The 26,910-nt window shown below is 61.1% G+C and carries 20 protein-coding genes, 1 tRNA gene and 1 pseudogene; 18 read left to right on the plus strand and 4 right to left on the minus strand.

Annotated elements, in window-relative coordinates:
• Nucleotides 1-144: 144 nt before the first annotated feature.
• From apaG to CWR53_RS20465, 7 genes are all read left to right on the plus strand, one after another.
• Entirely contained in the window at nucleotides 145-525 is a 381-nt protein-coding gene (apaG, locus tag CWR53_RS20435) for a Co2+/Mg2+ efflux protein ApaG (protein WP_058603038.1), read from the plus strand.
• Nucleotides 525-1,412, plus strand: a complete 888-nt coding sequence (locus tag CWR53_RS20440; RefSeq protein WP_100852358.1) for a symmetrical bis(5'-nucleosyl)-tetraphosphatase — start codon at nucleotides 525-527, stop codon at nucleotides 1,410-1,412. The genes apaG and CWR53_RS20440 overlap by 1 nt, the downstream gene beginning before the upstream one ends.
• Entirely contained in the window at nucleotides 1,409-1,738 is a 330-nt protein-coding gene (gene glpE / locus CWR53_RS20445; RefSeq protein ID WP_058603036.1) for a thiosulfate sulfurtransferase GlpE, read from the plus strand. Before CWR53_RS20440 ends, glpE begins: the two co-directional genes overlap by 4 nt.
• 282 nt (nucleotides 1,739-2,020) lie before the next feature.
• On the plus strand, nucleotides 2,021-3,943 hold the full coding sequence (locus tag CWR53_RS20450) for a PrkA family serine protein kinase (protein WP_100852690.1): 1,923 nt from the start codon (nucleotides 2,021-2,023) through the stop codon (nucleotides 3,941-3,943).
• Between the two features lie 138 nt (nucleotides 3,944-4,081).
• Complete coding sequence (locus CWR53_RS20455) at nucleotides 4,082-5,353, plus strand: YeaH/YhbH family protein (RefSeq protein ID WP_058603035.1); 1,272 nt, start codon at nucleotides 4,082-4,084, stop codon at nucleotides 5,351-5,353.
• Entirely contained in the window at nucleotides 5,350-6,918 is a 1,569-nt protein-coding gene (locus tag CWR53_RS20460) for a SpoVR family protein (RefSeq protein WP_058603034.1), read from the plus strand. Before CWR53_RS20455 ends, CWR53_RS20460 begins: the two co-directional genes overlap by 4 nt.
• Before the next feature lie 54 nt (nucleotides 6,919-6,972).
• A complete protein-coding gene (locus tag CWR53_RS20465; protein WP_058603033.1) occupies nucleotides 6,973-8,079 on the plus strand; it encodes a multifunctional CCA addition/repair protein in 1,107 nt (368 codons plus the stop codon).
• Between the two features lie 94 nt (nucleotides 8,080-8,173).
• On the opposite strand, the gene folK is transcribed toward CWR53_RS20465, so the two are convergent.
• Nucleotides 8,174-8,683, minus strand: a complete 510-nt coding sequence (gene folK / locus CWR53_RS20470) for a 2-amino-4-hydroxy-6-hydroxymethyldihydropteridine diphosphokinase (protein ID WP_100852359.1) — start codon at nucleotides 8,681-8,683, stop codon at nucleotides 8,174-8,176.
• Nucleotides 8,674-9,030 carry a dihydroneopterin aldolase gene (gene folB, locus CWR53_RS20475; protein ID WP_027913621.1) on the minus strand — a complete coding sequence of 119 codons (357 nt, stop codon included), beginning with the start codon at nucleotides 9,028-9,030 and terminating at the stop codon, nucleotides 8,674-8,676. The genes folK and folB overlap by 10 nt, the downstream gene beginning before the upstream one ends.
• 74 nt (nucleotides 9,031-9,104) lie before the next feature.
• Here folB and plsY point away from each other — a divergent pair, with 74 nt between their 5' ends.
• A complete protein-coding gene (gene plsY, locus CWR53_RS20480; protein WP_058603030.1) occupies nucleotides 9,105-9,674 on the plus strand; it encodes a glycerol-3-phosphate 1-O-acyltransferase PlsY in 570 nt (189 codons plus the stop codon).
• 3 nt (nucleotides 9,675-9,677) lie between these two features.
• On the opposite strand, the gene tsaD is transcribed toward plsY, so the two are convergent.
• Nucleotides 9,678-10,703, minus strand: coding sequence for a tRNA (adenosine(37)-N6)-threonylcarbamoyltransferase complex transferase subunit TsaD (gene tsaD, locus CWR53_RS20485; protein ID WP_058603029.1), 1,026 nt, complete (start codon nucleotides 10,701-10,703; stop codon nucleotides 9,678-9,680).
• Nucleotides 10,704-10,907: 204 nt separating this feature from the next.
• Here tsaD and rpsU point away from each other — a divergent pair, with 204 nt between their 5' ends.
• The 5 genes and pseudogenes from rpsU (at nucleotide 10,908) to CWR53_RS20510 (ending at nucleotide 18,706) form a co-directional block, all read left to right on the plus strand.
• A complete protein-coding gene (gene rpsU, locus CWR53_RS20490) occupies nucleotides 10,908-11,123 on the plus strand; it encodes a 30S ribosomal protein S21 (protein WP_003255575.1) in 216 nt (71 codons plus the stop codon).
• 301 nt (nucleotides 11,124-11,424) lie between these two features.
• A complete protein-coding gene (gene dnaG, locus CWR53_RS20495) occupies nucleotides 11,425-13,401 on the plus strand; it encodes a DNA primase (protein WP_100852360.1) in 1,977 nt (658 codons plus the stop codon).
• Nucleotides 13,402-13,468: 67 nt separating this feature from the next.
• Nucleotides 13,469-15,316, plus strand: coding sequence for an RNA polymerase sigma factor RpoD (rpoD, locus tag CWR53_RS20500; protein WP_100852361.1), 1,848 nt, complete (start codon nucleotides 13,469-13,471; stop codon nucleotides 15,314-15,316).
• Between the two features lie 333 nt (nucleotides 15,317-15,649).
• A pseudogene (locus CWR53_RS20505) lies at nucleotides 15,650-18,613 on the plus strand (EAL domain-containing protein); the annotation flags it as partial.
• A gap of 16 nt (nucleotides 18,614-18,629) precedes the next feature.
• Nucleotides 18,630-18,706: transfer RNA gene (locus tag CWR53_RS20510), tRNA-Ile, on the plus strand.
• A 70-nt stretch (nucleotides 18,707-18,776) separates the two neighbouring features.
• Here CWR53_RS20510 and CWR53_RS20515 read toward each other — a convergent pair.
• A complete protein-coding gene (locus tag CWR53_RS20515; protein WP_258313172.1) occupies nucleotides 18,777-19,733 on the minus strand; it encodes a lipopolysaccharide assembly protein LapB in 957 nt (318 codons plus the stop codon).
• 292 nt (nucleotides 19,734-20,025) lie between these two features.
• On the opposite strand from CWR53_RS20515, the gene CWR53_RS20520 reads away from it, so the two are divergent.
• The 5 genes from CWR53_RS20520 (at nucleotide 20,026) to pqqF (ending at nucleotide 26,783) form a co-directional block, all read left to right on the plus strand.
• Entirely contained in the window at nucleotides 20,026-21,168 is a 1,143-nt protein-coding gene (locus tag CWR53_RS20520) for a Fic family protein (RefSeq protein WP_100852363.1), read from the plus strand.
• Nucleotides 21,169-21,259: 91 nt separating this feature from the next.
• Nucleotides 21,260-21,721, plus strand: a complete 462-nt coding sequence (locus tag CWR53_RS20525; RefSeq protein ID WP_058603024.1) for an Lrp/AsnC family transcriptional regulator — start codon at nucleotides 21,260-21,262, stop codon at nucleotides 21,719-21,721.
• Nucleotides 21,722-21,905: 184 nt separating this feature from the next.
• Complete coding sequence (locus tag CWR53_RS20530; RefSeq protein ID WP_058603023.1) at nucleotides 21,906-23,588, plus strand: NAD(P)/FAD-dependent oxidoreductase; 1,683 nt, start codon at nucleotides 21,906-21,908, stop codon at nucleotides 23,586-23,588.
• Between the two features lie 13 nt (nucleotides 23,589-23,601).
• Nucleotides 23,602-24,408, plus strand: coding sequence for a carbon-nitrogen hydrolase family protein (locus CWR53_RS20535; RefSeq protein WP_100852364.1), 807 nt, complete (start codon nucleotides 23,602-23,604; stop codon nucleotides 24,406-24,408).
• 47 nt (nucleotides 24,409-24,455) lie between these two features.
• Nucleotides 24,456-26,783: a pyrroloquinoline quinone biosynthesis protein PqqF gene (pqqF, locus tag CWR53_RS20540; protein ID WP_100852365.1), complete on the plus strand. Its 2,328-nt coding sequence runs from the start codon at nucleotides 24,456-24,458 to the stop codon at nucleotides 26,781-26,783.
• Nucleotides 26,784-26,910 lie beyond the last annotated feature (127 nt).

Raw genomic sequence — 26,910 nt, forward strand, 5'->3', positions numbered from 1 at the left:
CTGACCGCAGTCAGCACCTGCAAGCTGATCGCCGCCCCGATGCTTGGGGCTTGCTTGCCGGGCCAGCCTGCCATCGCGCCGCTGGCCCTCTCCCCTCCCTATGGCCTAGACTGCATCATTGCGTCAGTTCCCCAAGGCCCTTGCATGACCGACCCTCGCTATCAGATCGACGTCAGCGTCGTGACCCGTTACCTCAAAGAGCAATCCGACCCTGAAAGCAGCCGTTTCGCTTTCGCCTACACCATCACGATCCATAACAATGGCTCGCTCAAGGCCAGGCTGCTGTCCCGGCACTGGCTGATCACCAACGGTGATGGCGAGGTCGAAGAGGTGCAAGGCTCTGGCGTGGTCGGTCAACAACCTACGATCGAGCCGGGCCAGAGCCATACCTACAGCAGTGGCGCTGTTATCACTACCCGCGTGGGGACCATGCAGGGCAGCTACGAAATGTTTGCCGAGGACGGCAAGCGCTTCGACGCACAGATCGCGCCGTTCCGCCTGGCAGTACCTGGGGCGCTGCACTGATGGCCACGTACGCCGTCGGTGACTTGCAAGGATGCCTGCAGCCGCTCAAATGCCTGCTTGAACGTGTGCGCTTCGACCCGGCGGTGGACAAATTGTGGCTGGTCGGCGACCTGGTGAACCGTGGCCCCGAGTCGCTCGAGACGCTGCGCTATCTGTATTCGATTCGCCAGTCGCTCACCTGCGTGCTGGGCAACCATGACCTGCACCTGCTTGCGGCCTGGCGCAACGTCGAACGCCTCAAGAAGAGCGACACGTTGCGCGAAATCATCGAGGCCCCTGACGCCGACCAACTGCTCGACTGGCTGCGCCAGCAAAAGCTGCTGCATTACGATGAACCGCGTGGCATCGCCTTGGTGCACGCGGGCATTCCACCGCAATGGACACTGGGCAAAGCCCTGGAGCTGGCTGCCGAAGTCGAAGAAGTACTGCGCGATGACAGCCGTCTGCCGCTGTATCTGGACGGTATGTACGGCAACGAGCCCGCCAAGTGGAGCAAGCGTCTGGCGGGTGTCGAACGCCTCAGGGTCATTACCAATTACCTGACGCGCATGCGCTTCTGCACCGCAGAAGGCAAACTCGAATTCAAGAGCAAGGAAGGGCTGGACAGCGCCCCCAAAGGGTACAAGCCCTGGTTCGCCCACAAAGGTCGGCGTTCGCGTCACGTGAAGATCATCTTCGGGCACTGGGCCGCCTTGCAGGGCCAGGTCGAGGAACCCGGAGTCATTGCGCTGGACACAGGCTGCGTATGGGGTGGGTCCATGACCCTGTACAACGTCGATGACGGCCAGTACCACCATTGCGATTGTGCCGATGACGGCACCCTGCGCCCTGCGGCGCCAACTACTCCAACCTTCAACGATCAACCCGGAACAGAGCCAACTCCATGAGCGAATTCAAGCGCATCCCTCCCGAACAGGCCCTGGCCCTGCGTGCGCAAGGTGCCGTCGTGGTCGACATTCGCGACCCGCAGGCCTACGCAGCAGGTCACATCACTGGTGCCCGCCACCTGGACAACCACTCGGTCGCCGACTTCATTCGCAATGCCGACCTGGACGCACCGACGCTGGTCGTCTGCTACCACGGCAATTCGAGCCAAAGCGCAGCTGCCTACCTGGTAGGGCAAGGCTTTTCCGACGTGTACAGCGTCGATGGTGGCTTCGAGCTATGGCGCTCGACCTACCCTGCCGAAACCGCCCAAGGCATTGAAGAATAAATTTTTCATCGTCACTGCAGCCCGCGCCATGCGCGGGCTTGAGTCCGTTCTGACGAACGGTCGCTAGCAACTTCCGTCACCCGTGCCCTTGACCTTGCCGATTACCAACTATCCTTAAGCGCAGGCCATCCGGAAAAAGGGGAGAGCCGGTACACCGGCGTGCGGGTCATCGGTAGCGCTATAGGGTGTTTGGGGGGTATATGGCAACCGGCAATGCCGCTTGCATACCAGCATCAGCTGACTGATCCGGCGTCGTCTCAACGTATCGAGCGAGGTGACGTCATGAGTATTTTTAGCCACTTCCAACAACGCTTCGAGTCCACGCGCCAGGAAGAACTCTCGCTGCAGGAGTACCTGGAACTGTGCAAGGAGGATCGTAGCGCCTACGCATCGGCATCCGAGCGCCTGTTACTGGCCATCGGTGAGCCAGAGCTGATCGACACCTCCACCAACTCCAGGCTGTCGCGCATCTTTTCCAACAAGGTGATCCGGCGCTATCCGGCCTTTGCCGACTTCCATGGCATGGAAGAGTGCATCGACCAGATCGTGTCGTACTTCCGCCATGCCGCCCAAGGCCTGGAAGAGAAGAAACAGATTCTTTACCTGCTTGGCCCGGTGGGTGGCGGTAAATCCTCCCTGGCCGAAAAGCTCAAACAACTCATGGAGCGGGTGCCCTTCTACGCCATCAAGGGGTCACCGGTCTTCGAGTCGCCGCTGGGGTTGTTCAACGCCGCCGAAGACGGGGCCATTCTCGAGGAAGAGTACGGCATCCCGCGGCGCTACCTGAACACCATCATGTCGCCGTGGGCCACCAAGCGCTTGCAGGAATTCGGCGGCGATATCAGCAAGTTCAAGGTGATCAAGCTCTACCCCTCCATCCTCAACCAGATTGCCATCGCCAAGACCGAGCCTGGCGACGAGAACAACCAGGACATCTCTGCGCTCGTGGGCAAGGTGGATATCCGCAAGCTTGAAGAATTCCCGCAGAACGACGCCGACGCCTACAGCTATTCAGGCGCGCTTTGCCGAGCCAACCAAGGCCTGATGGAATTCGTCGAGATGTTCAAGGCGCCCATCAAGGTGCTTCACCCGCTGCTGACGGCAACCCAGGAAGGCAACTACAACAGCACCGAAGGCCTGGGCGCTATTCCCTACTCCGGCATCCTGCTGGCGCACTCCAACGAGTCCGAATGGCACACCTTCCGCAACAACAAGAACAACGAAGCTTTCATCGACCGTATCTACATCGTGAAGGTGCCTTACTGCCTGCGGGTCAGCGACGAGATCCGCATCTACGACAAGCTGCTGATCAACAGCTCGCTGTCCAAGGCCCACTGCGCCCCGGACACGCTGAAAATGCTGGCCCAGTTCACCGTCCTCTCGCGCCTCAAGGAGCCTGACAACTCCAACATCTATTCGAAGATGCGGGTGTACGACGGCGAAAACCTCAAGGACACCGACCCCAAGGCCAAATCCATCCAGGAATACCGCGACTCGGCAGGCGTCGATGAAGGCATGAACGGCCTGTCGACCCGCTTTGCCTTCAAGATCCTGTCCAAGGTGTTCAACTTCGACCCTCACGAAGTGGCGGCCAACCCGGTGCACCTGCTGTACGTGCTCGAGCAGCAGATCGAACAGGAACAATTCCCGGCCGAGGTGCGCGAACGCTACCTGCGCTACCTGAAGGAATACCTGGCCCCCCGGTACATCGAGTTCATCGGCAAGGAAATCCAGACGGCTTATCTGGAGTCTTACAGCGAGTACGGCCAGAACATCTTCGACCGTTATGTGCTGTACGCCGACTTCTGGATCCAGGATCAGGAGTACCGCGATCCGGAAACCGGCGAGATTCTCAACCGCATCGCCCTGAACGAAGAGCTGGAGAAGATCGAGAAACCGGCGGGTATCAGCAACCCCAAAGACTTCCGCAACGAGATCGTCAACTTCGTGCTGCGCGCCCGGGCCAACAACAACGGCAAGAACCCAAGCTGGCTCAGCTACGAGAAGCTGCGGGTGGTGATCGAGAAGAAAATGTTCTCCAACACCGAAGACTTGCTGCCCGTCATCAGCTTCAACGCCAAGGCCAGCAAGGAGGATCAACAGAAACACAACGACTTCGTCACGCGCATGGTGGAGCGTGGCTACACCGACAAGCAGGTACGTCTGCTGTCGGAATGGTACCTGCGGGTCAGGAAATCGCAATAAAGCGGCAAGCGACAAGCCGCAGGCTTCACGCTGGCCGGCGCCGTGCACCCCTTCGGCGCCAGTGCCCGCAGCTGCGGCGGCTGCTCTTTCTTGCAGCTTGAAGCTTATGGCTTGCAGCTGCTCCCCGCAGGAGGAACCATGAGCTACGTTATCGACCGACGCCTGAATGGCAAGAACAAGAGCACGGTCAACCGCCAGCGGTTTTTGCGCCGGTACCGTGATCACATCAAAAAGGCCGTGGAAGAAGCGGTCAGTCGCCGCTCCATCACGGACATGGAGCACGGTGAGCAGATCAGCATCCCTGGTCGTGATATCGACGAGCCAGTGCTGCACCATGGCCGTGGCGGCAAGCAGACCGTCGTACACCCGGGCAACAAGGAATTCACCGCAGGCGAGCATATCCCCCGTCCGCAGGGTGGTGGCGGCGGCAGTGGCCGTGGCAAGGCCGGCAATGCCGGTGACGGCATGGACGACTTCGTTTTCCAGATCACCCAGGAGGAGTTCCTGGAGTTCATGTTCGAGGATCTGGAGTTGCCCAACCTGGTCAAGCGTCACCTGACGGGGGCAGACACCTTCAAGAACGTGCGCGCGGGTATTGCAAGCGAGGGCAACCCGTCACGCATCAATATCGTGCGCACATTGCGCTCGGCCCATGCCCGGCGCATCGCATTGACCGGCAGCAGCCGCGCCCTGCTTCGCGAAGCCCAGAAGGAACTTGAGCGCCTGCGCGTCGAGGAGCCTGACAACTTTACCGACATCCAGGAAATCGAGCAGGAGATCGAGCGGTTGAAGGCGCGTATCAATCGCCTGCCCTTCCTCGACACCTTCGACCTCAAGTACAACCTGCTGGTGAAACAACCGAACCCTAGTTCCAAGGCCGTCATGTTCTGCCTGATGGACGTTTCGGGCTCGATGACCCAGGCCACCAAGGACATCGCCAAGCGCTTCTTCATCCTGCTGTATCTGTTCCTCAAGCGTAACTACGACCGGATCGAAGTCGTGTTCATACGGCACCACACCAGCGCGCGCGAGGTGGATGAAGAAGAGTTCTTCTACAGTCGCGAAACCGGCGGCACCATCGTCTCCAGTGCCTTGAAGCTGATGCAGGAAATCATGGCCGAACGCTACCCGGCCAGTGACTGGAACATCTACGCAGCCCAGGCGTCGGATGGCGACAACTGGAACGACGACTCACCGATCTGCCGCGACATCCTCAACCGGCAGATCATGCCGCACGTTCAGTACTACACTTACGTGGAAATCACCCCACGTGAACATCAGGCGCTCTGGTACGAGTACGAACGTATCGGCGATGCCTTCCCCGATACGTTCGCGCAACAGCAATTGGTATCGGCCGGCGATATCTACCCGGTCTTCCGTGAACTCTTCCAGCGCAGGTTAGCCACATGACCGCCAGAGCACAGAGACGCCAGCCCATCTCCACCGGCTCAGAGTGGACGTTCGACCTGATCCGAACCTACGACCGGGAAATCGGCCGCCTGGCCGAACGTTACGCCCTGGACACCTACCCCAACCAGATCGAGGTGATCACTGCCGAGCAGATGATGGACGCCTACGCCTCGGTCGGCATGCCGCTGGGTTATCACCACTGGTCCTACGGCAAGCAATTCCTCAGTACCGAGAAATCCTACAGCCGCGGGCAAATGGGGCTTGCCTACGAAATCGTCATCAACTCAGACCCCTGCATCGCCTATCTCATGGAAGAGAACACCATGTGCATGCAGGCCCTGGTGATCGCTCATGCGTGCTATGGGCACAACAGTTTCTTCAAGGGCAACTACCTGTTCCGCACCTGGACCGATGCCAGCTCGATCATCGATTACCTGGTCTTTGCCAAGCAGTACATCGCCCAGTGCGAGGAGCGTCACGGAATCGATGCGGTGGAAGACCTCATCGACTCTTGCCACGCCCTGATGAATTACGGGGTGGACCGCTACAAGCGCCCCTACCCCATTTCCGCCGAAGAAGAGCGTCGCCGGCAGAAGGATCGGGAGGAACACCTCCAACGGCAGATCAACGACCTGTGGCGCACCATCCCCAAAAGTGCCGACAAGGCCAGTGAACGGGACGACGTGCGCTTCCCCGCCGAACCTCAGGAAAACATCCTCTACTTCATCGAGAAGAACGCACCGCTACTCGAACCCTGGCAGCGCGAGGTGGTGCGGATCGTGCGCAAGATCGCCCAGTATTTCTATCCACAGCGCCAGACCCAGGTGATGAACGAAGGCTGGGCGACCTTCTGGCACTACACACTGATGAACGATCTGTATGACGAGGGGCTGATCACCGAAGGCTTCATGATGGAGTTCCTTCAGTCCCATACCAGCGTGGTCTTCCAGCCGGGCTTCGACAGCCCCTATTACAACGGCATCAACCCTTACGCACTGGGCTTTGCCATGTACACCGACATTCGGCGCATGTGCGAAGCACCCACCGAGGAAGATCGCCATTGGTTCCCGGACATTGCCGGCAGCGATTGGCTTTCAACCCTCAAGTTCGCCATGAGCAGCTTCAAGGACGAAAGCTTCATCCTTCAATACCTGTCGCCCAAGGTGATGCGTGATCTGAAACTGTTCAGCATCCTGGACGATGACCAGCGGGACGAACTGTACGTGCCTGCCATCCACGATGATGCAGGCTATCGCACCATCCGCGAACAATTGGCCGCCCAGTACAACCTCGGCAATCGCGAGCCGAACGTGCAGATATGGAGCGTCGATCGTCGCGGAGATCGGTCGCTGACGCTTCGTCACCAGCAACACAACCGCAAGCCCTTGGGGGATTCGACCGAAGAGGTACTCAAGCACCTGCATCGCTTGTGGGGGTTCGATATTCATCTTGAAACCGTGCAAGGCGACCAGGTGATGAAAACCCATCACATGCCCCCTCGTGGCGAGCACGGCGAAGGTTCTGACTACGGGCGCCTGGACATGGCGGTCATTCACCACCTGTGATGCGCCCCCTGGCGGTCGGCAGGTTATGCTGTCGGCAATCAGGGGGAGTTACTTATGCACATTTACAAAGTGGGGGGCGCAGTACGCGACCGCCTACTCGGCCGCCCGGTCACCGATATCGACTGGCTCGTGGTAGGCGCCACGGTTGAAGACATGCTCGCCAAAGGGTTCCGCCCGGTTGGCGCCGACTTTCCGGTGTTTCTGCATCCCAAGACCGGCCAGGAATATGCGTTGGCCCGTACCGAGCGCAAGAGCGGCAGGGGCTACGGCGGGTTCACCTTTCACGCAAGCCCGGACGTCACGCTCGAGCAAGACCTGATACGCCGCGACCTGACCATTAACGCGATGGCGGAGGACGCGGACGGCACCCTCTACGACCCTTATCAGGGCAAGGCCGACCTTGATCGGCGCCTGCTGCGCCACGTTTCGCCCGCGTTTGCCGAAGATCCACTGCGTGTGCTGCGCGTGGCCCGTTTTGCAGCACGTTATGCGCCTTTGGGCTTCAAGGTGGCCGACGACACGCTGGGCTTGATGCAGCACATCAGCGCTTCGGGTGAACTGCTGGCGTTGACGGCAGAACGTACCTGGAAAGAAATCGAGCGGGCATTGATGGAGGCGCACCCCCAGGTGTTCTTCGAAGTTCTGCGAGCATGCAATGCCCTGCACGTGCTGCTGCCGGAACTGGAGCCTCATCCCCAGACCCTGGTCGCACTGGAACAGGCAGCCCGGCATCAGCTTGCGTTGCCCATACGCTGGGCCTGTCTGCTGCATCCTTTACCAACCGCGTCGATCAAGGCGCTCAATCAGCGCCTGAAGACCCCGCGGGAATGCCAGGACCTGTCGATGCTGACCAGCCAGTGCCTGGAGCAGGCCAACCAGGCCTTAGAGCTGCCTGCCCAGACGCTGTTGGATCTGTTGCAAACGTTCGACGTTTACCGCAGGCCGCAGCGTTTCGAGGACTTTCTAGCAGCCTGTCGGGCGATTGCGCAGGGCAACGGGCAGACAGACTACCGGCAGGCAGACTACCTGCAAGGGGCTATGGCCGCTGCCCGGGCCGTGGATGTAAAGCCGCTGGTTCAGGCTGGTTTCACCGGCCAGGCGCTGGGTGAGGCCTTGAAAAACGGGCGCTTGCAGGCGCTCGATGCCTACAAGGGCAGCTAGCTACGATGCCGCGCAGCTCACGCTCGACCTGCGCGACAACCCCAGCAGCAGCTGATGGCCGACATGCTGAGCCTTGCGTCCGACGGTATGAGCCTCAGGCAGGCGTCAGTTGCAACCCGCGCCACTCGAAGGCGACGGGCGCCAGGACCTGATCGATTTGCGACTCTTGCCACACCTGCGCCATGGTCTTGCCTACAGCCGGGTGCACCAGTTCAGGCGCCAGCAGCGACAACGGCCACAGCACGAAGGCATTTTTCAGAATCTCAGCCCGAGGCAGCATCAGCCCGTCGAAAGTGCCATGCAGGTTGTCATACATCAGCACGTCGATATCCAGCGGCAGGCCGAGTCGATCAGGGGCATACCGGCCATTGTCGGCCTCGATGAATTTCAGCCGCCGGTCCAGTTCGATCAACGGTAACGTCGTCTGTCCGGTCACCACGAAATTGATGAACGGCCCGCTCTTGATGCCCACCGCCTGGCTTTCGAACGCGGGCGAGCAACGCATGTCGGTCAGAATGGCCGCCAGCGCATCGAGGCCGGCACACAGGTGGGTGTGCCGATCGACGTTGCTGCCAAGGCCCAGGTATACCGTGCTCAGAGACATCCGCGCTCGATCTCCACGCCAACACCACCGCGCGCTGCCGGCACTGCGCCCGGCTTGGTGAGCTTCAAGCGCACCCAGGGGATGCCGAACTCGTCCATCAACACGGCAACCAGGCGCTCGGCGAAGGTTTCGACCAACTCGAAGCGTGCCTGCTCGGCGAACCCCTGGATGCGCGTCGAAACGCTCGCGTAATCGAGCGCCAGGGCGAGGTCGTCGCCCGCGGCCGCAGGCCTGTTATCCCAGGCGAAGCTCAGGTCAAGACGCAGGCACTGGCGAATATCCCGCTCCCAGTCATAGGCACCGATCACGGTATCGACTTCCAGGCCTTCGATGAACACTCTGTCCAAGCACTTCTCTCCACAGCACGACAAGGGCGACTGGCGCCGTTAGAATCAGGGCGTCCTCGCCCGGAATAGTTAGCATGTTTTGGTTACTGGCGCTGCTCGCCTACCTGCTCGGCTCGCTGTCCTTCGCCATTGTCCTGAGCCGCCTTGCGGGCAGCCCGGACCCGCGTTGCAGTGGTTCGGGCAATGCCGGCGCTACCAACATGCTGCGCCTGGCAGGGCGCAAGATGGCGATCCTGACCCTGCTTGGCGACCTGTGCAAGGGGCTGTTGCCGGTAATGCTGGCCCGCCTTGCCGGGCTGGACCTGCACGCGCAGGCCTGGATCGGTATCTGTGCAGTGCTGGGCCACCTGTTCCCCGTGTACTTTCGCTTTCGCGGTGGCAAGGGCGTGGCGACCGCGGCCGGCATGCTGGTCGGCTTGTACTTGCCTGCCGCATTGCTGGCCATCGTTGCCTGGGTGCTGACCCTGTACCTCACCCGTACCAGCTCCCTGGCTGCGCTGATCGCTACACCGCTGACCCTGCCATTGCTGGCCTGGCGCCAGCCCGAGGCCCTGCTGCCGATGACGGTACTGACCGTCCTGATCGTATGGCGCCATCGCAGTAACCTGCGTGACCTGTTTGCAGGCCGCGAGCGGCACTTCTGACCCCTACAGGGGCGGCAACTGCTCCATCGGCCAGCGCGCCTGCACGCTGATCGCCAGGTCTTGCTGCTGCCCCGCCAGCAGCCGCTGGCAGCCGGCATAGGCGATCATGGCCCCATTGTCGGTGCAGAACTGCGGACGGGCGTAATAGACATTGCCCTTGAGGTTGCCGAGCATGTCTTCCAGCGAAGCGCGCAGGGCCTTGTTGGCGCTGACCCCCCCGGCAATGACCAACCGCTTGAGGCCCGTCTGCTTGAGTGCCCGCTTGCACTTGATGGTCAAAGTCTCTACCACCGCCTGCTGGAACGCCAGGGACACGTCGCAACGGGTTTGTTCGTTGTCGTCACCAGCCTCCCGGCACTGCTGCCAGGTATTGAGGGCGAAGGTTTTCAGGCCACTGAAGCTCATTGCCAGGCCTGGCCGATCGGTCATCGGCCGAGGAAACACGAACCGACCCGGTGTGCCGCGCTCGGCAAGCCGGGCAATTTCCGGCCCACCAGGGTAGTTCAGGCCGATGAGCTTGGCGGTCTTGTCGAACGCCTCGCCGGCCGCATCGTCCAGGCTCTCGCCCAGCAATTCGTACTGACCAATGCCATCGACGCGCACCAGCTGGGTATGACCGCCGGAAACCAACAAGGCGACGAACGGAAACGCCGGCGGGTTTTCTTCCAGCATGGGCGCCAGCAAGTGGCCTTCCATGTGGTGTACACCGATGGCCGGGATGTCCCAGGCAAAGGCCAGGGCCTGGGCGCAGGAGGCACCGACCAGGAGTGCGCCGACCAGCCCGGGGCCTGCTGTATACGCGATGGCGTCGATTTCGGTGGCCACGCAACCCGCTTCGTCCAGCACTTGGCGAATCAGCGGCAGCATGCGCTTGACGTGGTCGCGCGACGCGAGTTCGGGCACCACGCCGCCAAACACGCGGTGCAGATCGATCTGACTGAACAGCGCATCGGCCAGCAGGCCCCGTTCACTGTCGTATAATGCGACGCCGGTTTCGTCGCAGGATGTTTCCAATCCCAGTACTAGCATGGGCTCGTCCCTTGTGGGGGCTGAATTCGAAGGCGCGCATGATAGTCCCCGTGCAAGGTGCCGACCAGCGGTTTTCGATCAGAGGCTTTGCATTCCGGCTTGCTAAGGGTTAACATCCGCAACCCTTGAAAACCGACGTTCTCCAGCACACCTTTGTTTTGCCAGGAGCGCGTCTACCCCGGTAATGAATTAAGGTAGCCCTGGATGCCAGCCGTCAAAGTTAAAGAGAACGAACCCTTCGACGTAGCTCTGCGTCGTTTCAAGCGCTCCTGCGAAAAAGCCGGTGTACTGGCTGAAGTTCGTAGCCGCGAGTTTTACGAGAAGCCGACCGCAGAGCGTAAGCGTAAGGCAGCTGCCGCTGTCAAACGTCACGCCAAGAAAGTTCAGCGCGAACAGCGCCGCGCCGTTCGTCTGTACTAATACAGACGCTCATCGCAAAGCTTCTGCCCTGCCCGGTTAACCACCGGGCGATGGCAGTGGTCGTTTCAAACTTGAGCAGCTTGCTCAAGGCTCCATGCACATGTTCAAGCACCGTGCATGCGGGCAACCTGCCTGAAACGTCAGAACTGGTCATTGTGTTGTAGGCCAGGCGTGCACGTCCGACTGACGGGCCTCATGGGCCGGCGACGGGCACTTATTCCCCGCATAGCTTCAAGCATCACCCGCTGCATTCGGCGCGTGAGCGATTAGACTTGCCAGTTGCCAGATTGACGAGACTGCCATGGCCGGGCTGATTCCCCAGAGTTTCATCGACGACCTCATCAACCGCCTCGACATCGTCGACGTGGTCAGCTCCCGTGTCCAACTGAAAAAAACCGGCAAGAATTATTCTGCCTGTTGCCCGTTCCACAAGGAAAAGACCCCCTCCTTCACCGTGAGCCCCGACAAGCAGTTCTATTACTGCTTTGGTTGCGGCGCCGGCGGCAACGCCCTTGGCTTCGTCATGGACCACGACAACCTGGATTTCCCCCAGGCCGTCGAGGAACTGGCACGAGTGGCAGGCATGGAGGTCCCGCGCGAGCAAGGCCGGCGCGACCAGAAACCGCGCCAGCCGACCGACTCACCGTTGTATCCGCTGCTGGACGCCGCCTCGGAGTTCTACCGCCAAGCCCTGCGCAGTCACCCGACCCGCAAGGCAGCGGTGGAGTACCTGAAAGGCCGCGGTTTATCCGGCGAAGTGGCGCGAGACTTCGGCCTGGGTTTCGCGCCGCCTGGCTGGGACAACCTGCTCAAGCACCTGGGTGCCGACACGCTACAGCAGAAGGTCATGATCGATGCCGGCCTGCTGATCGAGAATGCCGAAACCGGCAAACGCTACGACCGCTTCCGCGATAGGGTGATGTTTCCGATTCGCGACAGCCGTGGCCGCATTATCGCCTTCGGCGGCAGGGTGCTAGGTGACGACAAGCCCAAGTACCTGAACTCTCCCGAAACGCCTGTGTTCCACAAGGGCCAGGAGCTTTACGGGCTGTACGAGGCCCGCAAGCACAACCGCAACCTCGACGAAATCATCGTGGTCGAGGGCTACATGGACGTGATTGCCCTGGCCCAGCAGGGCTTGCGCAACGCCGTGGCCACCCTGGGCACCGCCACCAGCGAAGAGCACCTCAAGCGCCTGTTTCGCGTGGTACCGAGCGTACTGTTCTGCTTCGACGGCGACCAGGCCGGGCGCAAGGCGGCCTGGCGAGCGCTGGAGTCCGCCCTGTCGAACCTGCAGGACGGCCGTCGCGCGCGTTTTCTGTTCCTGCCTGAAGGCGAAGACCCAGACAGCCTGGTCCGCGCCGAAGGCACCGACGCCTTCATGGCCCGCATCAACCAGCACGCGCAACCATTGGCCGATTACTTCTTCGAGCAGCTGAGCATCGAGGCAGACCCTCGCTCGCTCGAAGGCAAGGCGCACATGGCCACCCTGGCTGCACCGTTGATCGAAAAAATCCCGGGCGCCAACCTGCGTCAACTGATGCGCAACCGCTTGCGGGAAATCACCGGGCTCGATCCGCAGCAGGTTGAGCAACTGGCGCAGCAGGCCCCCGCGGCGCCCAGCGCAGACTACGACCCAGGCTATGACTACGATGCCATGGTCAGCTACACGCCTGATTACGCCGACATGCCGCAGCCCGATTATGCTGGCGCTCATCAGGAACAGGCCTGGACGCCCAAAAAGGCCGGCGGCAAGAAAGCCTGGAGCGACAAACCCTGGGACAAGCATCGCAGGGGCGGCAAGCCGTGGCAGCGTGACGAGCCTGCGCCCCGCGTGCCGGCACCGGTCGAACCGCCTACGCTGGCGGCGCTGCGCACGCTGTTGCATCACCCGCTCCTGGCCGGCAAGGTGGAAGACGCCAGCCATTTTGCCGACGAAGAACAGCTCTACAGCCAACTGCTGGTGGCATTGATCGAAGCTGCACAGAAAAATCCTGGGCTAAGCTCAATGCAGTTGATCGCACGCTGGCATGGCACCGAACAAGGTCGCCTGCTGCGGGCGTTGGCGGAGAAGGAATGGCTGATCGTGGCCGACAACCTTGAACAACAGTTTTTCGACACCATTACTAGCTTGTCCGCTCGCCAACGTGAGCGAAGCCTGGAACAACTGCTCAGGAAATCCCGTCAAAGCGAATTGACCAGCGAGGAAAAAACCCAGCTTCTCGCCTTGTTGAGCCGGAATGTTCCCGCACAAAACCCGACCTCATCTGGCGCGTGAGGTCCATGCTCGGGTATAATCCTCGGCTTGTTTTTTGCCCGCCAAGACCTTCAGTGGATAGGGTGTTATGTCCGGAAAAGCGCAACAGCAGTCTCGTATCAAAGAGTTGATCACCCGCGGTCGTGAGCAGGGCTACCTGACTTACGCGGAGGTCAACGACCACCTGCCTGAGGATATTTCAGATCCTGAACAGGTGGAAGACATCATCCGCATGATCAACGACATGGGGATCAACGTATTCGAGAGTGCTCCGGATGCGGATGCCCTTCTGTTGGCGGAAGCCGACACCGACGAAGCCGCGGCCGAAGAAGCCGCTGCTGCGTTGGCGGCAGTTGAGACCGATATCGGCCGCACGACCGACCCAGTACGCATGTACATGCGTGAAATGGGTACTGTCGAGCTGCTGACCCGCGAAGGCGAGATCGAAATCGCCAAGCGGATCGAAGAAGGCATTCGTGAAGTCATGGGCGCCATCGCCCACTTCCCGGGCACTGTCGATTACATTCTCGGCGAGTACGACCGCGTCACCACCGAAGGTGGCCGCCTGTCGGACGTCCTCAGTGGTTACATCGATCCCGATGACAACATCGCTGCACCGACAGAGGAAGTGCCGATTCCAGGCGCCAAGACTGCCGCTGCGAAGGAAGAGTCCGAGGACGAGGAAGAAGATTCTGACAGTGACGACGAGGAAGAGGCCGAAAGCGGTCCGGACCCTGTCGTTGCAGCTCAACGCTTCGGCGCGGTCTCCGATCAGCTTCAGGCCACCAACAAGGTCCTGAAGAAGAACGGCCGTGATCACAAGGAAAGCATTGCTGCCCTGCAGGCACTGGCCGATCTGTTCATGCCGATCAAGCTGGTCCCCAAGCAGTTCGAAGTGCTGGTCGAGCGTGTTCGCAGCGCACTGAGCCGCCTGCGTCAGCAAGAACGCGCCATCATGCAGCTGTGCGTGCGTGATGCCCGTATGCCGCGTGCCGACTTCCTGCGCATGTTCCCCAGCAACGAAACCGACCAGACATGGAGCGGTGACCTTGCCAAGCGCAACACCAAATGGGCTGCGGCCCTGGGTGAAAAGGACGCAGCCATCGTTGCGTGCCAGCAGAAACTGATCGACCTTGAGACCGAAACCGGCCTGACCGTTTCCGAGATCAAGGAAATCAACCGTCGCATGTCGATTGGCGAAGCCAAGGCTCGCCGCGCCAAGAAAGAAATGGTCGAGGCCAACCTGCGTCTGGTGATCTCCATCGCCAAGAAGTACACCAACCGTGGCTTGCAGTTCCTGGACCTGATCCAGGAAGGCAACATCGGCTTGATGAAGGCTGTGGACAAGTTCGAATACCGTCGCGGTTACAAGTTCTCGACCTATGCCACCTGGTGGATTCGTCAGGCGATCACCCGCTCCATCGCCGACCAGGCACGCACCATTCGTATTCCGGTGCACATGATCGAAACGATCAACAAGCTCAACCGCATTTCCCGGCAGATGCTGCAGGAAATGGGTCGTGAGCCGACCCCGGAAGAGTTGGGTGAGCGCATGGAAATGCCTGAGGACAAGATCCGCAAGGTACTGAAGATCGCCAAAGAGCCGATCTCCATGGAAACCCCGATCGGTGACGATGAAGATTCGCACCTGGGTGACTTCATCGAGGACTCGACCATGCAGTCCCCGATCGACGTGGCCACGGTCGAAAGCCTCAAGGAAGCGACCCGCGATGTGTTGTCGGGCCTCACTGCACGTGAAGCCAAGGTGCTGCGCATGCGTTTCGGCATCGACATGAACACCGACCACACCCTTGAAGAAGTGGGCAAGCAGTTCGACGTGACCCGCGAGCGGATCCGTCAGATCGAGGCGAAGGCGCTGCGCAAGCTGCGGCACCCGACTCGAAGCGAGCACTTGCGCTCCTTCCTCGACGAGTGATGACCAACCCCGGCCCAGGCCGGGGTTTTTTCTGGGTTTCGTATACCGCTGGCCATCCGTCTCCAAGGCCCTGTTAAGCCTGAAAAAATCTCCCTGACACCCATCCCAGAGCTAATTGGCCGTCTACACTCGACTCAGTCCATTTGAATGCGAGAGGCCGCTATGCCCCTGATGCCGGCCATCCTGCTGGTGGCCCTGAGCCTGTGGACCACAACGGGCGTTGCGCAAGTGCAACAACCAGGTCCGGTCGCCGAGTACGTTGCCGTAGCGGTACCCGGCCAGACCACGGCGCAATCCGCCCCCCCGCAAGCCTCCGCACAACACGGCACTGCGCGCATGTTCTGGTCCGATCTGGTGGTGTATGGCGTGCCCACCGTATTGTTGCTGGTACTGGTGCTGGCCACGGTCATGCGTATCAACCGGCGCCTGAGTTCCGAAATCTCCCGGCGCATCGCATTGGAGCAGGAGCTGCGCAGCAGCGAATACCATTACCGTGGCCTGGTCGAGAGCCTTTCAGCCATCGCCTGGGAAGCGGACGTAAACGATTTCACGTACAGCTATGTATCGCCCCATGCCGAGGACCTGCTCGGCTATCCGCTGAGCAACTGGCTAAAGCCTGGCTTCTGGCGCAGCATCGTGCACCCTGACGATGCGCTATGGGCCCAGGCCTACTGCGAAAGCGAAACTGCTGCCGGGCGCGACCACAGCCTGGATTACCGGGTAATTCGTGCCGATGGCCAAGCGTTGTGGGTACGCAACATCGTCAGCATGATCAAGCATGGCCACCAGCCCGTCATGCGCGGTCTGATGATCGACATCAGCGAAACCAAGCGCACCGAAGACGCACTGCGTCTGTCCGAGCAGAAGTTTGCCTCGGTGTTCCAGCAGTGCCCCGACATCTTGCTGATCGCTCGCCACAGCGATGGCTGCCTACTGGAGGTCAACGAAGCGTTCGAAGAGCAGATAGGCCTGACGCCTGGTCAGGTCATCGGCCGGACGGCGACCGAGCTCAATCTATGGGCAGTCGAGGGTTCAGGGCCTCGCCTACTGGAGCGCCTGCACCTGGGCGGCATCCGCAACCTGGAGATGAGTTTCAGACGCAGCAACGGCCAGTTGTTCACAGGGCTTACGTCCGCTGAAACCTTCGAACTCGACGGCACGCCTGCGCTGGTGGTCGCCGTACGCGACATCAGCCAGCTCAAGGAAACCCAGCAGCAGCTGCAGATTTCCGAGGAAAAGTTCGCCAAGGCGTTTCATGCCTCCCCAGACGGCCTGTTGCTGTCCCGTCAGCACGATGGCTTGCTGCTGGAGGTCAACGACGGGTTTTGCCGCCTTACCGGCTACGCCCTACACCCCACCCTGGACCAGACGTCGCTCGACCTTGGCATCTGGGTAGACCTCAACGAGCGCAAGCGCCTGCTCGACCAGCTCAACCGAGAGGGCTTCGTACGCGACTTCACCTGCCATATCCGCCGTAGCGACGGGCAGATTCGCCTATGCGAATTGTCTGCGCGCCCGCTGCCAATCGCCGGCACCGACTGCATGTTGACCATCGCCCGGGACATCACCGAGCGCCACCTGATGCAGGAGAAACTGCAACTGGCCGCCACGGTGTTCGAAAACACCGCCGAGGGCGTGCTGATTACCGACATCGACCAGCGCATCAGTGCGGTCAACCGTGCTTTCAGCGAAATCACCGGGTACAGCGAGATCGAAGCGCTGGGCCAAACCCCTCGCCTGCTCGCCTCGGGCCAGCATGACAGCGCCTTCTACGCTGCCCTGTGGCATCAACTGACCGATGAAGGGCACTGGCAGGGCGAGATCTACAATAAACGCAAGAACGGCGAGCTGTACCCCAGCTGGCTGACCATCAGTGCCGTGCGCAATGCCGAGCGCGAGATCACGCACTTCGTGGCGGTGTTCGCCGACATCTCCAGCATCAAGCATGCCCAAGCCGAACTGGACTACCAGGCACATCACGACCCTCTCACTGGCCTGCCCAACCGTACCCTGTTCGAAAACCGCCTCCAGGCCGTGCTGACGTGTGGACAGCTGTCCAACCGCCAGGGCGCCGTGCTGTTCCTGGACCTGGACCGTTTCAAGCATATCAACGACAGCCTTGGCCATCCGGTAGGCGACCTGCTGCTCAAGGGTATCGCGCAGCGTCTCAAAGAGCAGGTGCGCGATGTGGACACCGTGGCGCGCTTGGGGGGCGACGAGTTCATCATCCTGCTGCCCGGCCTGCACAAGCCCAGTGACGCGAGCACCATCGCCAACAAGCTGCTGGCGTGTTTCAACGCCCCCTTCCAGGCCGGCGAGCATGAGTTCTTCACCAGCGCCAGCATTGGCATAAGCCTCTACCCACACGACGGCAGCGATGTCGCCACGCTCATCCGCAACGCCGATGCCGCCATGTACCGCTCCAAGGCCAAGGGGCGCAACCGGGTGGAAGTCTATACCCGCGACCTGACCGCCCAGGCCAGTGAGCGTGTCGCCTTGGAGCACGAACTGCGCCGGGCCATCGAACGCAACGAGATGAGCCTGTGCTTCCAGCCCAAGCTCAGCCTGCAAACCCAGACCCTGGTCGGTGCCGAAGCCTTGATCCGCTGGAGCCACCCGACGTTTGGCGAAGTGCCACCGGAGCATTTCATTCACCTGGCAGAGGAAAACGGCACCATCCTGCAACTGGGTGAATGGGTACTGGAACAGGCCTGCCGCCAGATGCAGGCCTGGAAACAGCGGTACGAACCCTTTGGTCCGCTGTCGATCAACCTGGCCGGCGCGCAACTGCGCCAACCCAACCTCGCACGGCGCATCGAGGTACTGCTCAGGCAACACCAACTCAAGGCCGGCGACCTGCAGCTGGAGATCACCGAGAACTTCATCATGAGCCAGGCCGAAGAAGCCCTGGCGGTGCTGCACCAGTTGAAGAAATTGGGCGTGCAACTGGCGATCGACGATTTCGGCACCGGTTATTCGTCGCTGAGCTACCTCAAGCGGCTGCCGCTGGACATCCTCAAGATCGACAAATCCTTCATCCGCGGCTTGCCCGACGACCCCCACGATGCCGCTATCGCACGCGCCATCATTGCGCTTGGCCGCAGCATGCAACTGACCATCATTGCCGAAGGCGTCGAGAACCAGGCCCAGCAGCGTTTTCTGGCTACCGAAGGCTGCGAGCAGATCCAAGGCTACATCGTCAGCCTGCCCTTGCTGCCGGAGGAATTCGCTGCGCGGTTTCTTCGCATAGCACTAACGGATCTTTCGGATGGCACAGGTGCGAAACCCTCGTTATAATCGCGCCTCCTACTGAGGGCCTATAGCTCAGTTGGTTAGAGCAGAGGACTCATAATCCTTTGGTCCACGGTTCGAGTCCGTGTGGGCCCACCACACTCAAAGCCGCGCACTGCGCGGCTTTCGGCTTTTTGGGTCGCGGCGCGAGCAGCAAGGTCATCGTGGCTCAGGCCAGCAAACGGTCGATCAACGCCTGCTCGTAATCATCGAGAGGCTGATCCTCGTAGAGCTTGTCGGAAGCCGCGACCAGCGCCTGGCCCTCGACCTCACGCCCAGTATCGCCATAAACATGCCCAAGGTTCTCCAGCGACTGCAGGTTGCCGTGCAGAGAGAACGAAATCAGGTACCAGCGCTCTGCCGCCTCGAGCTCGCCTAAACGGTGATAGGCCACAGCCAGGTTGTGCTGGGCGTAGACGTGGTCGGATTCCAGGGCCTGCAACAACGCCTGCTTGGCCTGCTGATAGTCTTCGAGCTGCAAATACAGAAGGCCAAGATTGTTGTAGCCGTCGACATTGCCCAACTCGGCAGCGCGCCGGTAGGCCTGCTCAGCCTGCGGATAACGTTCGGCATGCAGATGGACGTCGCCGAGCAGGTTCAGCGCCTCTGGATGATCGTGGCGCACGGCGTTGTTGAGGTGCTCGACGGCGGCATCGTGATCCCCATCCTGGTAGGCCATGCTGCCAAGGTAGAAGTGGCTGCGGGGACAATCGTACTCGGCGGCTTTCTGGAAGTACTGGCGGGCAGTGTCGTGATCACCCTCCTGGAAGGCCATGCTGCCGAGGTTGTAGTGGCTGCCCGGATAATCGTGCTCGGCAGCCCTCAGGAAGTGTCGGCGGGCGACCTCGTGATTACCGTCCTGGTAGGCCATGATGCCCAAGTTGTAGTGGCTGCCGGGATAGTCACGATCAGCGGCCCTCTGAAAGTGCCGATGGGCATCGGCGCGATCGTCACGCGCCAGGCTCACCGCGCCCACGCCATTCATCCAGCGCGGGTCGTCGGGACACGCTTTGGCAAGGTTTTCGAAGCACTCCTGCGCGGTGTCCAGATCCTGCTCTCGGAACGCCGCCCAGCCCTGGTCATTGAGCGCAGTCGCCTGCTCGGCACTGAGCGTTTTCTTGTTCATGAACCACATAGTGTTTCCTGCCTTGCGAGGGCCTCCCATTCTAGAGGCGTGTATAGAAGCCAACAAGACAATGGCTCTGCTGGGCAGGTTTGAACCACCCTCTGCGAAATCGCGCAGTTGTGCGGCTTTTTTTCATCTTCATATCGGCGTATGGACCCGACGCCCGCGTTGAAACCGCTCATCAGGCCGCTTTTTTCCCTCCATTCATTAGACAGTGAGCCGAATAGCAGGCATTATCGGCTCACTGAGTGAGCCGAATAGGCTCGCTAATCGGCTCACGTGAATGCTACCCATGAACGACCCGCAATGGATCTGGCAGCAGCCCGATTGGCCAGCGTTTACCTGGCAAACTGAAACACTTGCCCCGCTGCTGCGCACCTGCGGCCAGGTACAAGGCCGTCTATTGGGGATGCTCGATGCCGTAGGGCATGACACTGAAGTGCAAAGCAGCCTGGATGCCCTGCTGCAGAACATCGTCACGTCTTGCGCCATCGAGGGCGAGCAACTGAATGTGGGTTCCGTGCGCTCATCGCTGGCGCGGCGCTTAGGGTTGAACGAAGAAAGCCAATCGACCACACCACGCTCCGAAGGCCTGGCAGCATTGCTGCTCGATGCCACTCAGGGGTATCAACAAACGCTGGACACAGAACGGCTCTTCATTTGGCACCGTTGGTTGTTTCCAAGCGATGACCCGTTGCTGGCGAGACCTCTGCACATCGGCACACTGCGCGGCGATGAGCCCATGCAGGTGGTGTCCGGCCGGATCGACCGCCCGACGGTCCATTTCGAAGCGCCTCCGCGGACGGGATTGGAAACACAACTGGCGGACTTTCTAACGTGGTTCGAGCGCAGTCGCAGCGATGCGAACCTGGATCCTTTCTTGCGTGCAGGTATCGCGCACCTCTGGTTCGTTACCCTACACCCGTTCGATGACGGTAACGGCCGTCTTACCCGTGCGCTCACCGACTTGGCATTGGCGCAGGGTGAACGACAAACCATCCGTTTCTATGCGATGTCCGCGAGCATTCTCGACGACCGCGCCGGTTATTACCGTATCCTGGAAGCCAGTCAGAAAAGCGGACTGGATATCACCCGTTGGCTGTATTGGTTCCTCACCACCTTGCTCAACAGCCTGGAAAAGGCTCTTGTACGTATTGATCGAGTACTGGCAAAGGCGCGATTCTGGCAGGTGCACCGCGGCCAGGGGTTATCAGCAGAGCAGGTAAAAGTACTCAACCGTCTGCTCGACGGTGGCGAGCGCGGCTTCGAGCACGGCATCAACGCGGCGCAATACCAAGCCGTGGCGAAGGTATCCAAAGCCACTGCGACTCGCCACCTCAGTGACCTCCTGGAAAAAGGCTGTATCGAACGCCTGCCCGGAGGCGGCCGCAGTACCCGTTATCAAATAGCACAGCGAGCCCCAAGAAAAGGCTGAGCGCACTCGTGCACGCCTCCTTGCCCCCACCCACCCAGGCTAGCTAGGCTACCTCCCCACTTCCCGTCGCCGAGCCACGCCACGCCACGCCATGCCAGACCTTCGCCCATTTGCCCTGGATGAAATCGACCGCCAGCTGATCGCCCTGTTGCAGATCAATGCCCGCGAGAGCGTGGCCATGCTCGCGCGCCAGTTGGGCATCGCTCGCACTACGGTCAACTCACGGCTCGAGCGGTTGGAGAAGAACAAGGTGATTTCCGGTTACGGCGTGCGCTTGGGGCAGCAGGTGATGGGCGGCGGGCTACAGGCGTATGTGGGCATCAAGGTGCAGCCACGCTCGGGCAAAGAGGTCGTCAAACGGCTAAGCGCGATGGCCGCTGTGCGGCAGTTGTGCGCGGTGAGCGGCGAATTCGACTACGTGGCCTGGCTGCACACGGAGTCACCGGAACTACTGGACCAGTTGCTGGACCGCATCGGCAATGTCGAGGGCGTCGAAAAAACCACCACGTCGATCATCCTCAGCAGCAAGGTGGATCGCGGTCAGGCGCTTTGAAACCTGTGTTCACAAACATGAATTCGTCAAAATGCTCACAAACCACGTCACTATGACCAAATAGGAGACATTTCGACCTCATTCTGCTTCTTAATAACGAAATGCCCCCTCTCTAAAATGACCGCCAGACGTCTCCTATACTCAGGCTCAGCACATCGCGCAGCCGCTCTGGCAAGGTCCTTCAATGAACAAGAACAACCGGCACCCTGACGACGGCAAGAAACCCATCACCATTTTCGGCCCTGACTTCCCATTCGCCTTCGATGACTGGCTGGAGCATCCGGCGGGCCTGGGCACGATTCCGGCGCAACGCCACGGCGAGGAAGTCGCCATCATCGGCGCCGGAATCGCCGGCCTGGTGGCCGCCTACGAGCTCATGAAACTGGGGCTCAAGCCAGTGGTGTACGAAGCCTCGAAGCTGGGTGGCCGGCTGCGCTCGCAAGCCTTCAATGGCACCGATGGCATCGTCGCCGAGTTGGGTGGCATGCGCTTTCCGGTGTCGTCCACGGCGTTCTATCACTACGTGGACAAACTGGGGTTGCAGACCAAGCCCTTTCCTAACCCATTGAGCTCGGCCTCCAGCAGCACGGTGATCGACCTCGAAGGGCAAACCTACTACGCCGAAACCCCTGCCGATCTTCCCAAGCTGTTCCATGAGGTGGCTGATGCCTGGGCTGACGCGTTGGAAAGCGGTGCGCAATTCGCCGATATCCAGCAAGCCATCCGTGATCGCGATGTACCACGCCTAAAGGCGCTGTGGAACAAACTCGTACCGCTGTGGGACGACCGCACCTTCTACGACTTCGTCGCCACCTCGCGCTCGTTCGCCAAGCTCAGTTTTCTGCACCGGGAAGTATTCGGCCAAGTGGGCTTCGGCACAGGCGGTTGGGACTCGGACTTCCCCAACTCGATGCTGGAGATCTTCCGGGTGGTCATGACCAACTGCGACGACCACCAGCATCTGATCGTGGGCGGCGTGGAGCAGGTACCGCAGGGTATCTGGCGCCATCGGCCCGAGCGCTGCGCCCATTGGCCCGAGGGCACCAGCTTGCGTTCCCTGCATGGCGGCGCACCCCGCACCGGGGTCAAGCGGATCCAACGCGCTGCCGATGGCCGCCTGGCCGTCACCGACAACTGGGGGGACACCCGCCACTACGGCGCTGTGCTCGCCACCTGCCAGACGTGGTTACTGACCACCCAGATCGACTGCGAAGAATCGCTGTTTTCCCAGAAAATGTGGATGGCACTGGACCGTACCCGCTACATGCAGTCGTCGAAAACCTTCGTCATGGTCGACAGGCCGTTCTGGAAGGACAAGGACCCGGAAACCGGCCGCGACCTGCTGAGCATGACCCTGACCGACCGCCTGACCCGCGGCACGTACCTGTTCGATAACGGCGACGACAAGCCGGGGGTCATCTGCCTGTCCTATGCCTGGATGAGCGATGCCTTGAAGATGCTGCCGCACCCGGTGGAGAAACGCGTGCAGCTGGCCTTGGACGCGCTGAAGAAGATCTATCCGAAAACCGACATCGCCGGCCACATCATTGGCGACCCGATCACCGTTTCGTGGGAAGCGGACCCGTATTTCCTCGGTGCCTTCAAGGGCGCCTTGCCGGGTCATTACCGCTACAACCAACGCATGTACGCCCACTTCATGCAAAAGGACATGCCCGCCGAGCAACGCGGCATCTTCATTGCTGGCGACGATGTGTCGTGGACGCCTGCCTGGGTGGAAGGCGCCGTGCAGACTTCGCTCAATGCGGTGTGGGGTATCATCAATCACTTCGGCGGGCACACCCACCCCGAGAACCCGGGGCCGGGCGATGTGTTCGACGAGATCGGCCCGATCGCGCTGGCCGACTGACCCAGGAGCTGTCATGCGCATAGCCTTGTTCCAAGCCCTGCCTGGCCCGCTGGATGTGCCCGGCAACCTGCAGCGGTTGCGCGATCAGGCTCAGTTGGCAGCCGGCCAGGGCGCGTCATTGCTGGTTTGCCCTGAAATGTTCCTGACCGGCTACAACATCGGCTCGCCTCAAGTGCAGCAACTGGCCGAAGCCTGCGATGGCCCGTCAGCACAGCACATCGTGCAGACCGCGCGCACCTGCGGTATCGCCATCGCCTACGGCTATCCGGAACGGGATCCGAACGGTGCCGTTTTCAACAGTGTGCAATTGATCGCTGCCGATGGCCGCCGCCTTTGCAACTACCGCAAGACGCACCTGTTCGGCGAGCTCGATCGCACGATGTTCGAGCAAGGGCCGGATCACTTTCCGGTCGTCGAGCTGGACGGCTGGAAAGTCGGCCTGCTGATTTGCTACGACATCGAGTTCCCGGAAAATGCCCGTCGGCTGGCCTTGGCCGGCGCTGAACTGATCCTGGTCCCGACGGCCAACATGCAGCCCTACGACTTCGTTTGCCAGGTGACGGTGCGGGCACGGGCTCAGGAAAACCAGTGTTACCTGGTGTATGCCAACTACTGCGGCGCAGAAGACGCCATCGCCTATTGCGGACAAAGCAGCATCGTCGGCCCGGATGGCGGCGTATTGCGCATGGCAGGCCATGAAGAGTGCCTGCTGCTGGCCGAGCTGGAACAGCAAGCCGTGGTGCAGGGCCGTCGGGCCTTCCCCTACCTCACCGACCTGCGTCAGGCCTTACACGGACGAACGCCCCAGCAGGATCACTGACAGCGCAACGCTTGCAGGCTAGCATGGTCGGACCACACGGAGCCCCCATGCCTGACACCATCCGCCAGCTCACCCTTGCCAACGGCCTGCAGCTCACCCTGCGCCACGCCCCTCGTCTCAAGCGCGCGGCGGCGGCGCTCAGGGTGCACGCGGGCAGCCATGATGCCCCTGCCAAATGGCCTGGGCTGGCGCATTTTCTCGAGCACCTGTTCTTTCTGGGCACAACGCGTTATCCCCTGGAAGATGGCCTGATGCGCTACGTGCAGGCGCTCGGCGGCCAGGTCAATGCCAGTACCCGCGAGCGGACGACGGACTTCTTCTTCGAAACCCCGCCCACAGCTTTGGCGGGCGGTTTGATGCGGCTGTGCCAGATGCTGGCCGAGCCGGACCTGGCCATCGCCCGCCAACGCGACGAGCGCGAAGTGATCCACGCCGAATTCATCGCCTGGTCGCGTAGCCGCCAGGCCCAGGCGCATCATGCCTTGCTGCAATCCGTGGCGCCGGGGCATCCGTTGCGGGCCTTCCAGGCCGGTAACCGTTATACCTTGCCGCTGCAAGACCCCGCCTTCCAGCGAGCGCTGAGCGAGTTTCACCGACGCTATTATCAGGGCGGCCAGATGGTGCTGGCGGTGAGCGGCCCTCAGTCCCTGGATGAGCTGGAACAGTTGGCCGTACAACCCGCTCGACTGTTCGCCAGCGGCACGCGCGTGCTACAGCGCCCTCCACCCCCACTGGGCACAAGCTGCAACCGGCAACTGTTCGCCCATGAACAGATGCCGGTCGGCGCTGAACACGCCCTGGCGCTGCTGATCAGTTGTCTGAACGACAGTCGCCCCGGCATGTGGCTCGCGGCCGCGCGCCAGCACTGCGGATTGCAGGCCATCAAGGTGGAAACGCTCTATGCCTTTGCCGGGCAGCTGCTCTGGCACATCGACCTGACGCCGGGCGCCGGTATGCCAACTGGGCAGGCCATGGCCCTGCTGCACGGCTGGTTCGGATACATGCAGAACGCGGATTTTGCGCAGCTCAATCGAGAATTCGGGCGCTTGCAAAGGCGCCGTGAGCACAGCGCCAGCGCCATGGAGCTGGCACGCAGGGACAGCGCAGGGCTTCCCTTCACCGCGCTTGATACACAAGGGCAGCACGCCTTTACTGCGCTTCTGGCGAGCTTGCCACGTTCCGACCTGGGCCGCTGGCAGTTCCCTTCGAGCGAGCCATTGCTGCACACGCGGTTGCCTGAAGCCGGTGAGTGTTCGTTACCCGGCGGGCTGAGCATTAGCGACGCCTTGCCCACCGCGCGTCAGCACGCCGCCCTGCTTGTACGCTGGCATGTGCCCCTTGCTTTGAAGGAATCACTGCATGCTGTTCTGGACCAAGCCCTTGCCCCACTCAAAGCGCGCTGTGAGCGCGCCTCGGTACAGCTACAGTTCAGCAGCGCGGGCCAGGGATGGGAGCTGGGCTGTGCAGGCGTAGCCTCGGCCGTGGTCACCGCCATCGGGATTGCCCTGCCCTTGTTGAAGGCCCCGCCGGCCGACTGTTGGTCTGACTGTACTGGACCACCCAGTGAACCCATGCCCATCAGGGCATTGCTCGAACAGTTGCCAAACGCCGTGGCAGGCCTCGACGTGCAAGCGGTGGCCGGGTCACGACAGAGCCAGCGCCAACTCGACAGGCTCTGGCAGCAGGCCACCTGGCACGGGTTGGCCGTCGGTTTCGATGCAGATGCACAGCAGGCACTGTCAGCCGTCCTGCAAGGCCTGCCCGGCCATGGCGGCGCGCCTGTTCCCGTTCCGCCGCTCACCCGTCGTTGGTACACGGTGGGCGGGTACGGCAGCGAACATGCCTTGCTGGTGTTCTGCCCTCTGCCAGCGGGCATGGAGGCAGCGGGCAGGCTGCTGGCTCACCTGCTGCAAGGCCCTGTCTATCAACGTCTGCGGGTCGAGCTGCAACTGGGCTATGCGGTGTTCAGCGCCTTGCGCCAGGTGGAGGGGGTGCACGGGCTGATGATCGGCGTTCAATCGCCTCACGCCAGCCCGGACATGATTCTGGAACAGGTGGTCACGCTATTGCGCGAGCGCGTCACGCTGGACGTTCCCTCGCAGCAACTGCTGGCCGATCAGTTCGATGAAGTGGTCATGAGCAATGTCGAGGTTGTGGAGTGGGCCTGGCAGACACACCTGGCTACACAACCCCGGACGCTAGATGACGTACGCAAGGCTATCCTCAACGTGCGGCAGCATGATCTGGAAAGGCTACAGGATGCATTGCTCGATGGGCAGGCGCCCTGGACCTGTCTGGCCAACGCTGCCGCGCCACCTGACTTTCAGGCGCAGCAGCGCGAGATTGTTGCACCTGGTGCAACGCTACTTTCCTGATACACAGTCTTCGGATGAACGGTTTTCTTGTAAGATAGCGCAACCCTGATTCAGGGAACCTCCTGCCTATGGCGGTACCCAAGTAGTAGTCAAGCGTTCCTCAAACCCATTCGGAAGGAGTAATCCC

The organism is Pseudomonas sp. SGAir0191 (genome assembly GCF_002812565.2).
Classification (GTDB): domain Bacteria; phylum Pseudomonadota; class Gammaproteobacteria; order Pseudomonadales; family Pseudomonadaceae; genus Aquipseudomonas; species Aquipseudomonas parafulva_B.

Bases quoted from the DNA above. Each gene is read 5' to 3' on its own strand.
- apaG (WP_058603038.1), top strand. From the start codon at position 145: ATGACCGACCCTCGCTATCAGATCGACGTCAGCGTCGTGACCCGTTAC.
- CWR53_RS20440 (WP_100852358.1), top strand. From the start codon at position 525: ATGGCCACGTACGCCGTCGGTGACTTGCAAGGATGCCTGCAGCCGCTC.
- glpE (WP_058603036.1), top strand. From the start codon at position 1,409: ATGAGCGAATTCAAGCGCATCCCTCCCGAACAGGCCCTGGCCCTGCGT.
- CWR53_RS20450 (WP_100852690.1), top strand. From the start codon at position 2,021: ATGAGTATTTTTAGCCACTTCCAACAACGCTTCGAGTCCACGCGCCAG.
- CWR53_RS20455 (WP_058603035.1), top strand. From the start codon at position 4,082: ATGAGCTACGTTATCGACCGACGCCTGAATGGCAAGAACAAGAGCACG.
- CWR53_RS20460 (WP_058603034.1), top strand. From the start codon at position 5,350: ATGACCGCCAGAGCACAGAGACGCCAGCCCATCTCCACCGGCTCAGAG.
- CWR53_RS20465 (WP_058603033.1), top strand. From the start codon at position 6,973: ATGCACATTTACAAAGTGGGGGGCGCAGTACGCGACCGCCTACTCGGC.
- folK (WP_100852359.1), bottom strand. From the start codon at position 8,683: ATGTCTCTGAGCACGGTATACCTGGGCCTTGGCAGCAACGTCGATCGG.
- plsY (WP_058603030.1), top strand. From the start codon at position 9,105: ATGTTTTGGTTACTGGCGCTGCTCGCCTACCTGCTCGGCTCGCTGTCC.
- tsaD (WP_058603029.1), bottom strand. From the start codon at position 10,703: ATGCTAGTACTGGGATTGGAAACATCCTGCGACGAAACCGGCGTCGCA.
- rpsU (WP_003255575.1), top strand. From the start codon at position 10,908: ATGCCAGCCGTCAAAGTTAAAGAGAACGAACCCTTCGACGTAGCTCTG.
- dnaG (WP_100852360.1), top strand. From the start codon at position 11,425: ATGGCCGGGCTGATTCCCCAGAGTTTCATCGACGACCTCATCAACCGC.
- rpoD (WP_100852361.1), top strand. From the start codon at position 13,469: ATGTCCGGAAAAGCGCAACAGCAGTCTCGTATCAAAGAGTTGATCACC.
- CWR53_RS20515 (WP_258313172.1), bottom strand. From the start codon at position 19,733: ATGAACAAGAAAACGCTCAGTGCCGAGCAGGCGACTGCGCTCAATGAC.
- CWR53_RS20520 (WP_100852363.1), top strand. From the start codon at position 20,026: ATGAACGACCCGCAATGGATCTGGCAGCAGCCCGATTGGCCAGCGTTT.
- CWR53_RS20525 (WP_058603024.1), top strand. From the start codon at position 21,260: ATGCCAGACCTTCGCCCATTTGCCCTGGATGAAATCGACCGCCAGCTG.
- CWR53_RS20530 (WP_058603023.1), top strand. From the start codon at position 21,906: ATGAACAAGAACAACCGGCACCCTGACGACGGCAAGAAACCCATCACC.
- CWR53_RS20535 (WP_100852364.1), top strand. From the start codon at position 23,602: ATGCGCATAGCCTTGTTCCAAGCCCTGCCTGGCCCGCTGGATGTGCCC.
- pqqF (WP_100852365.1), top strand. From the start codon at position 24,456: ATGCCTGACACCATCCGCCAGCTCACCCTTGCCAACGGCCTGCAGCTC.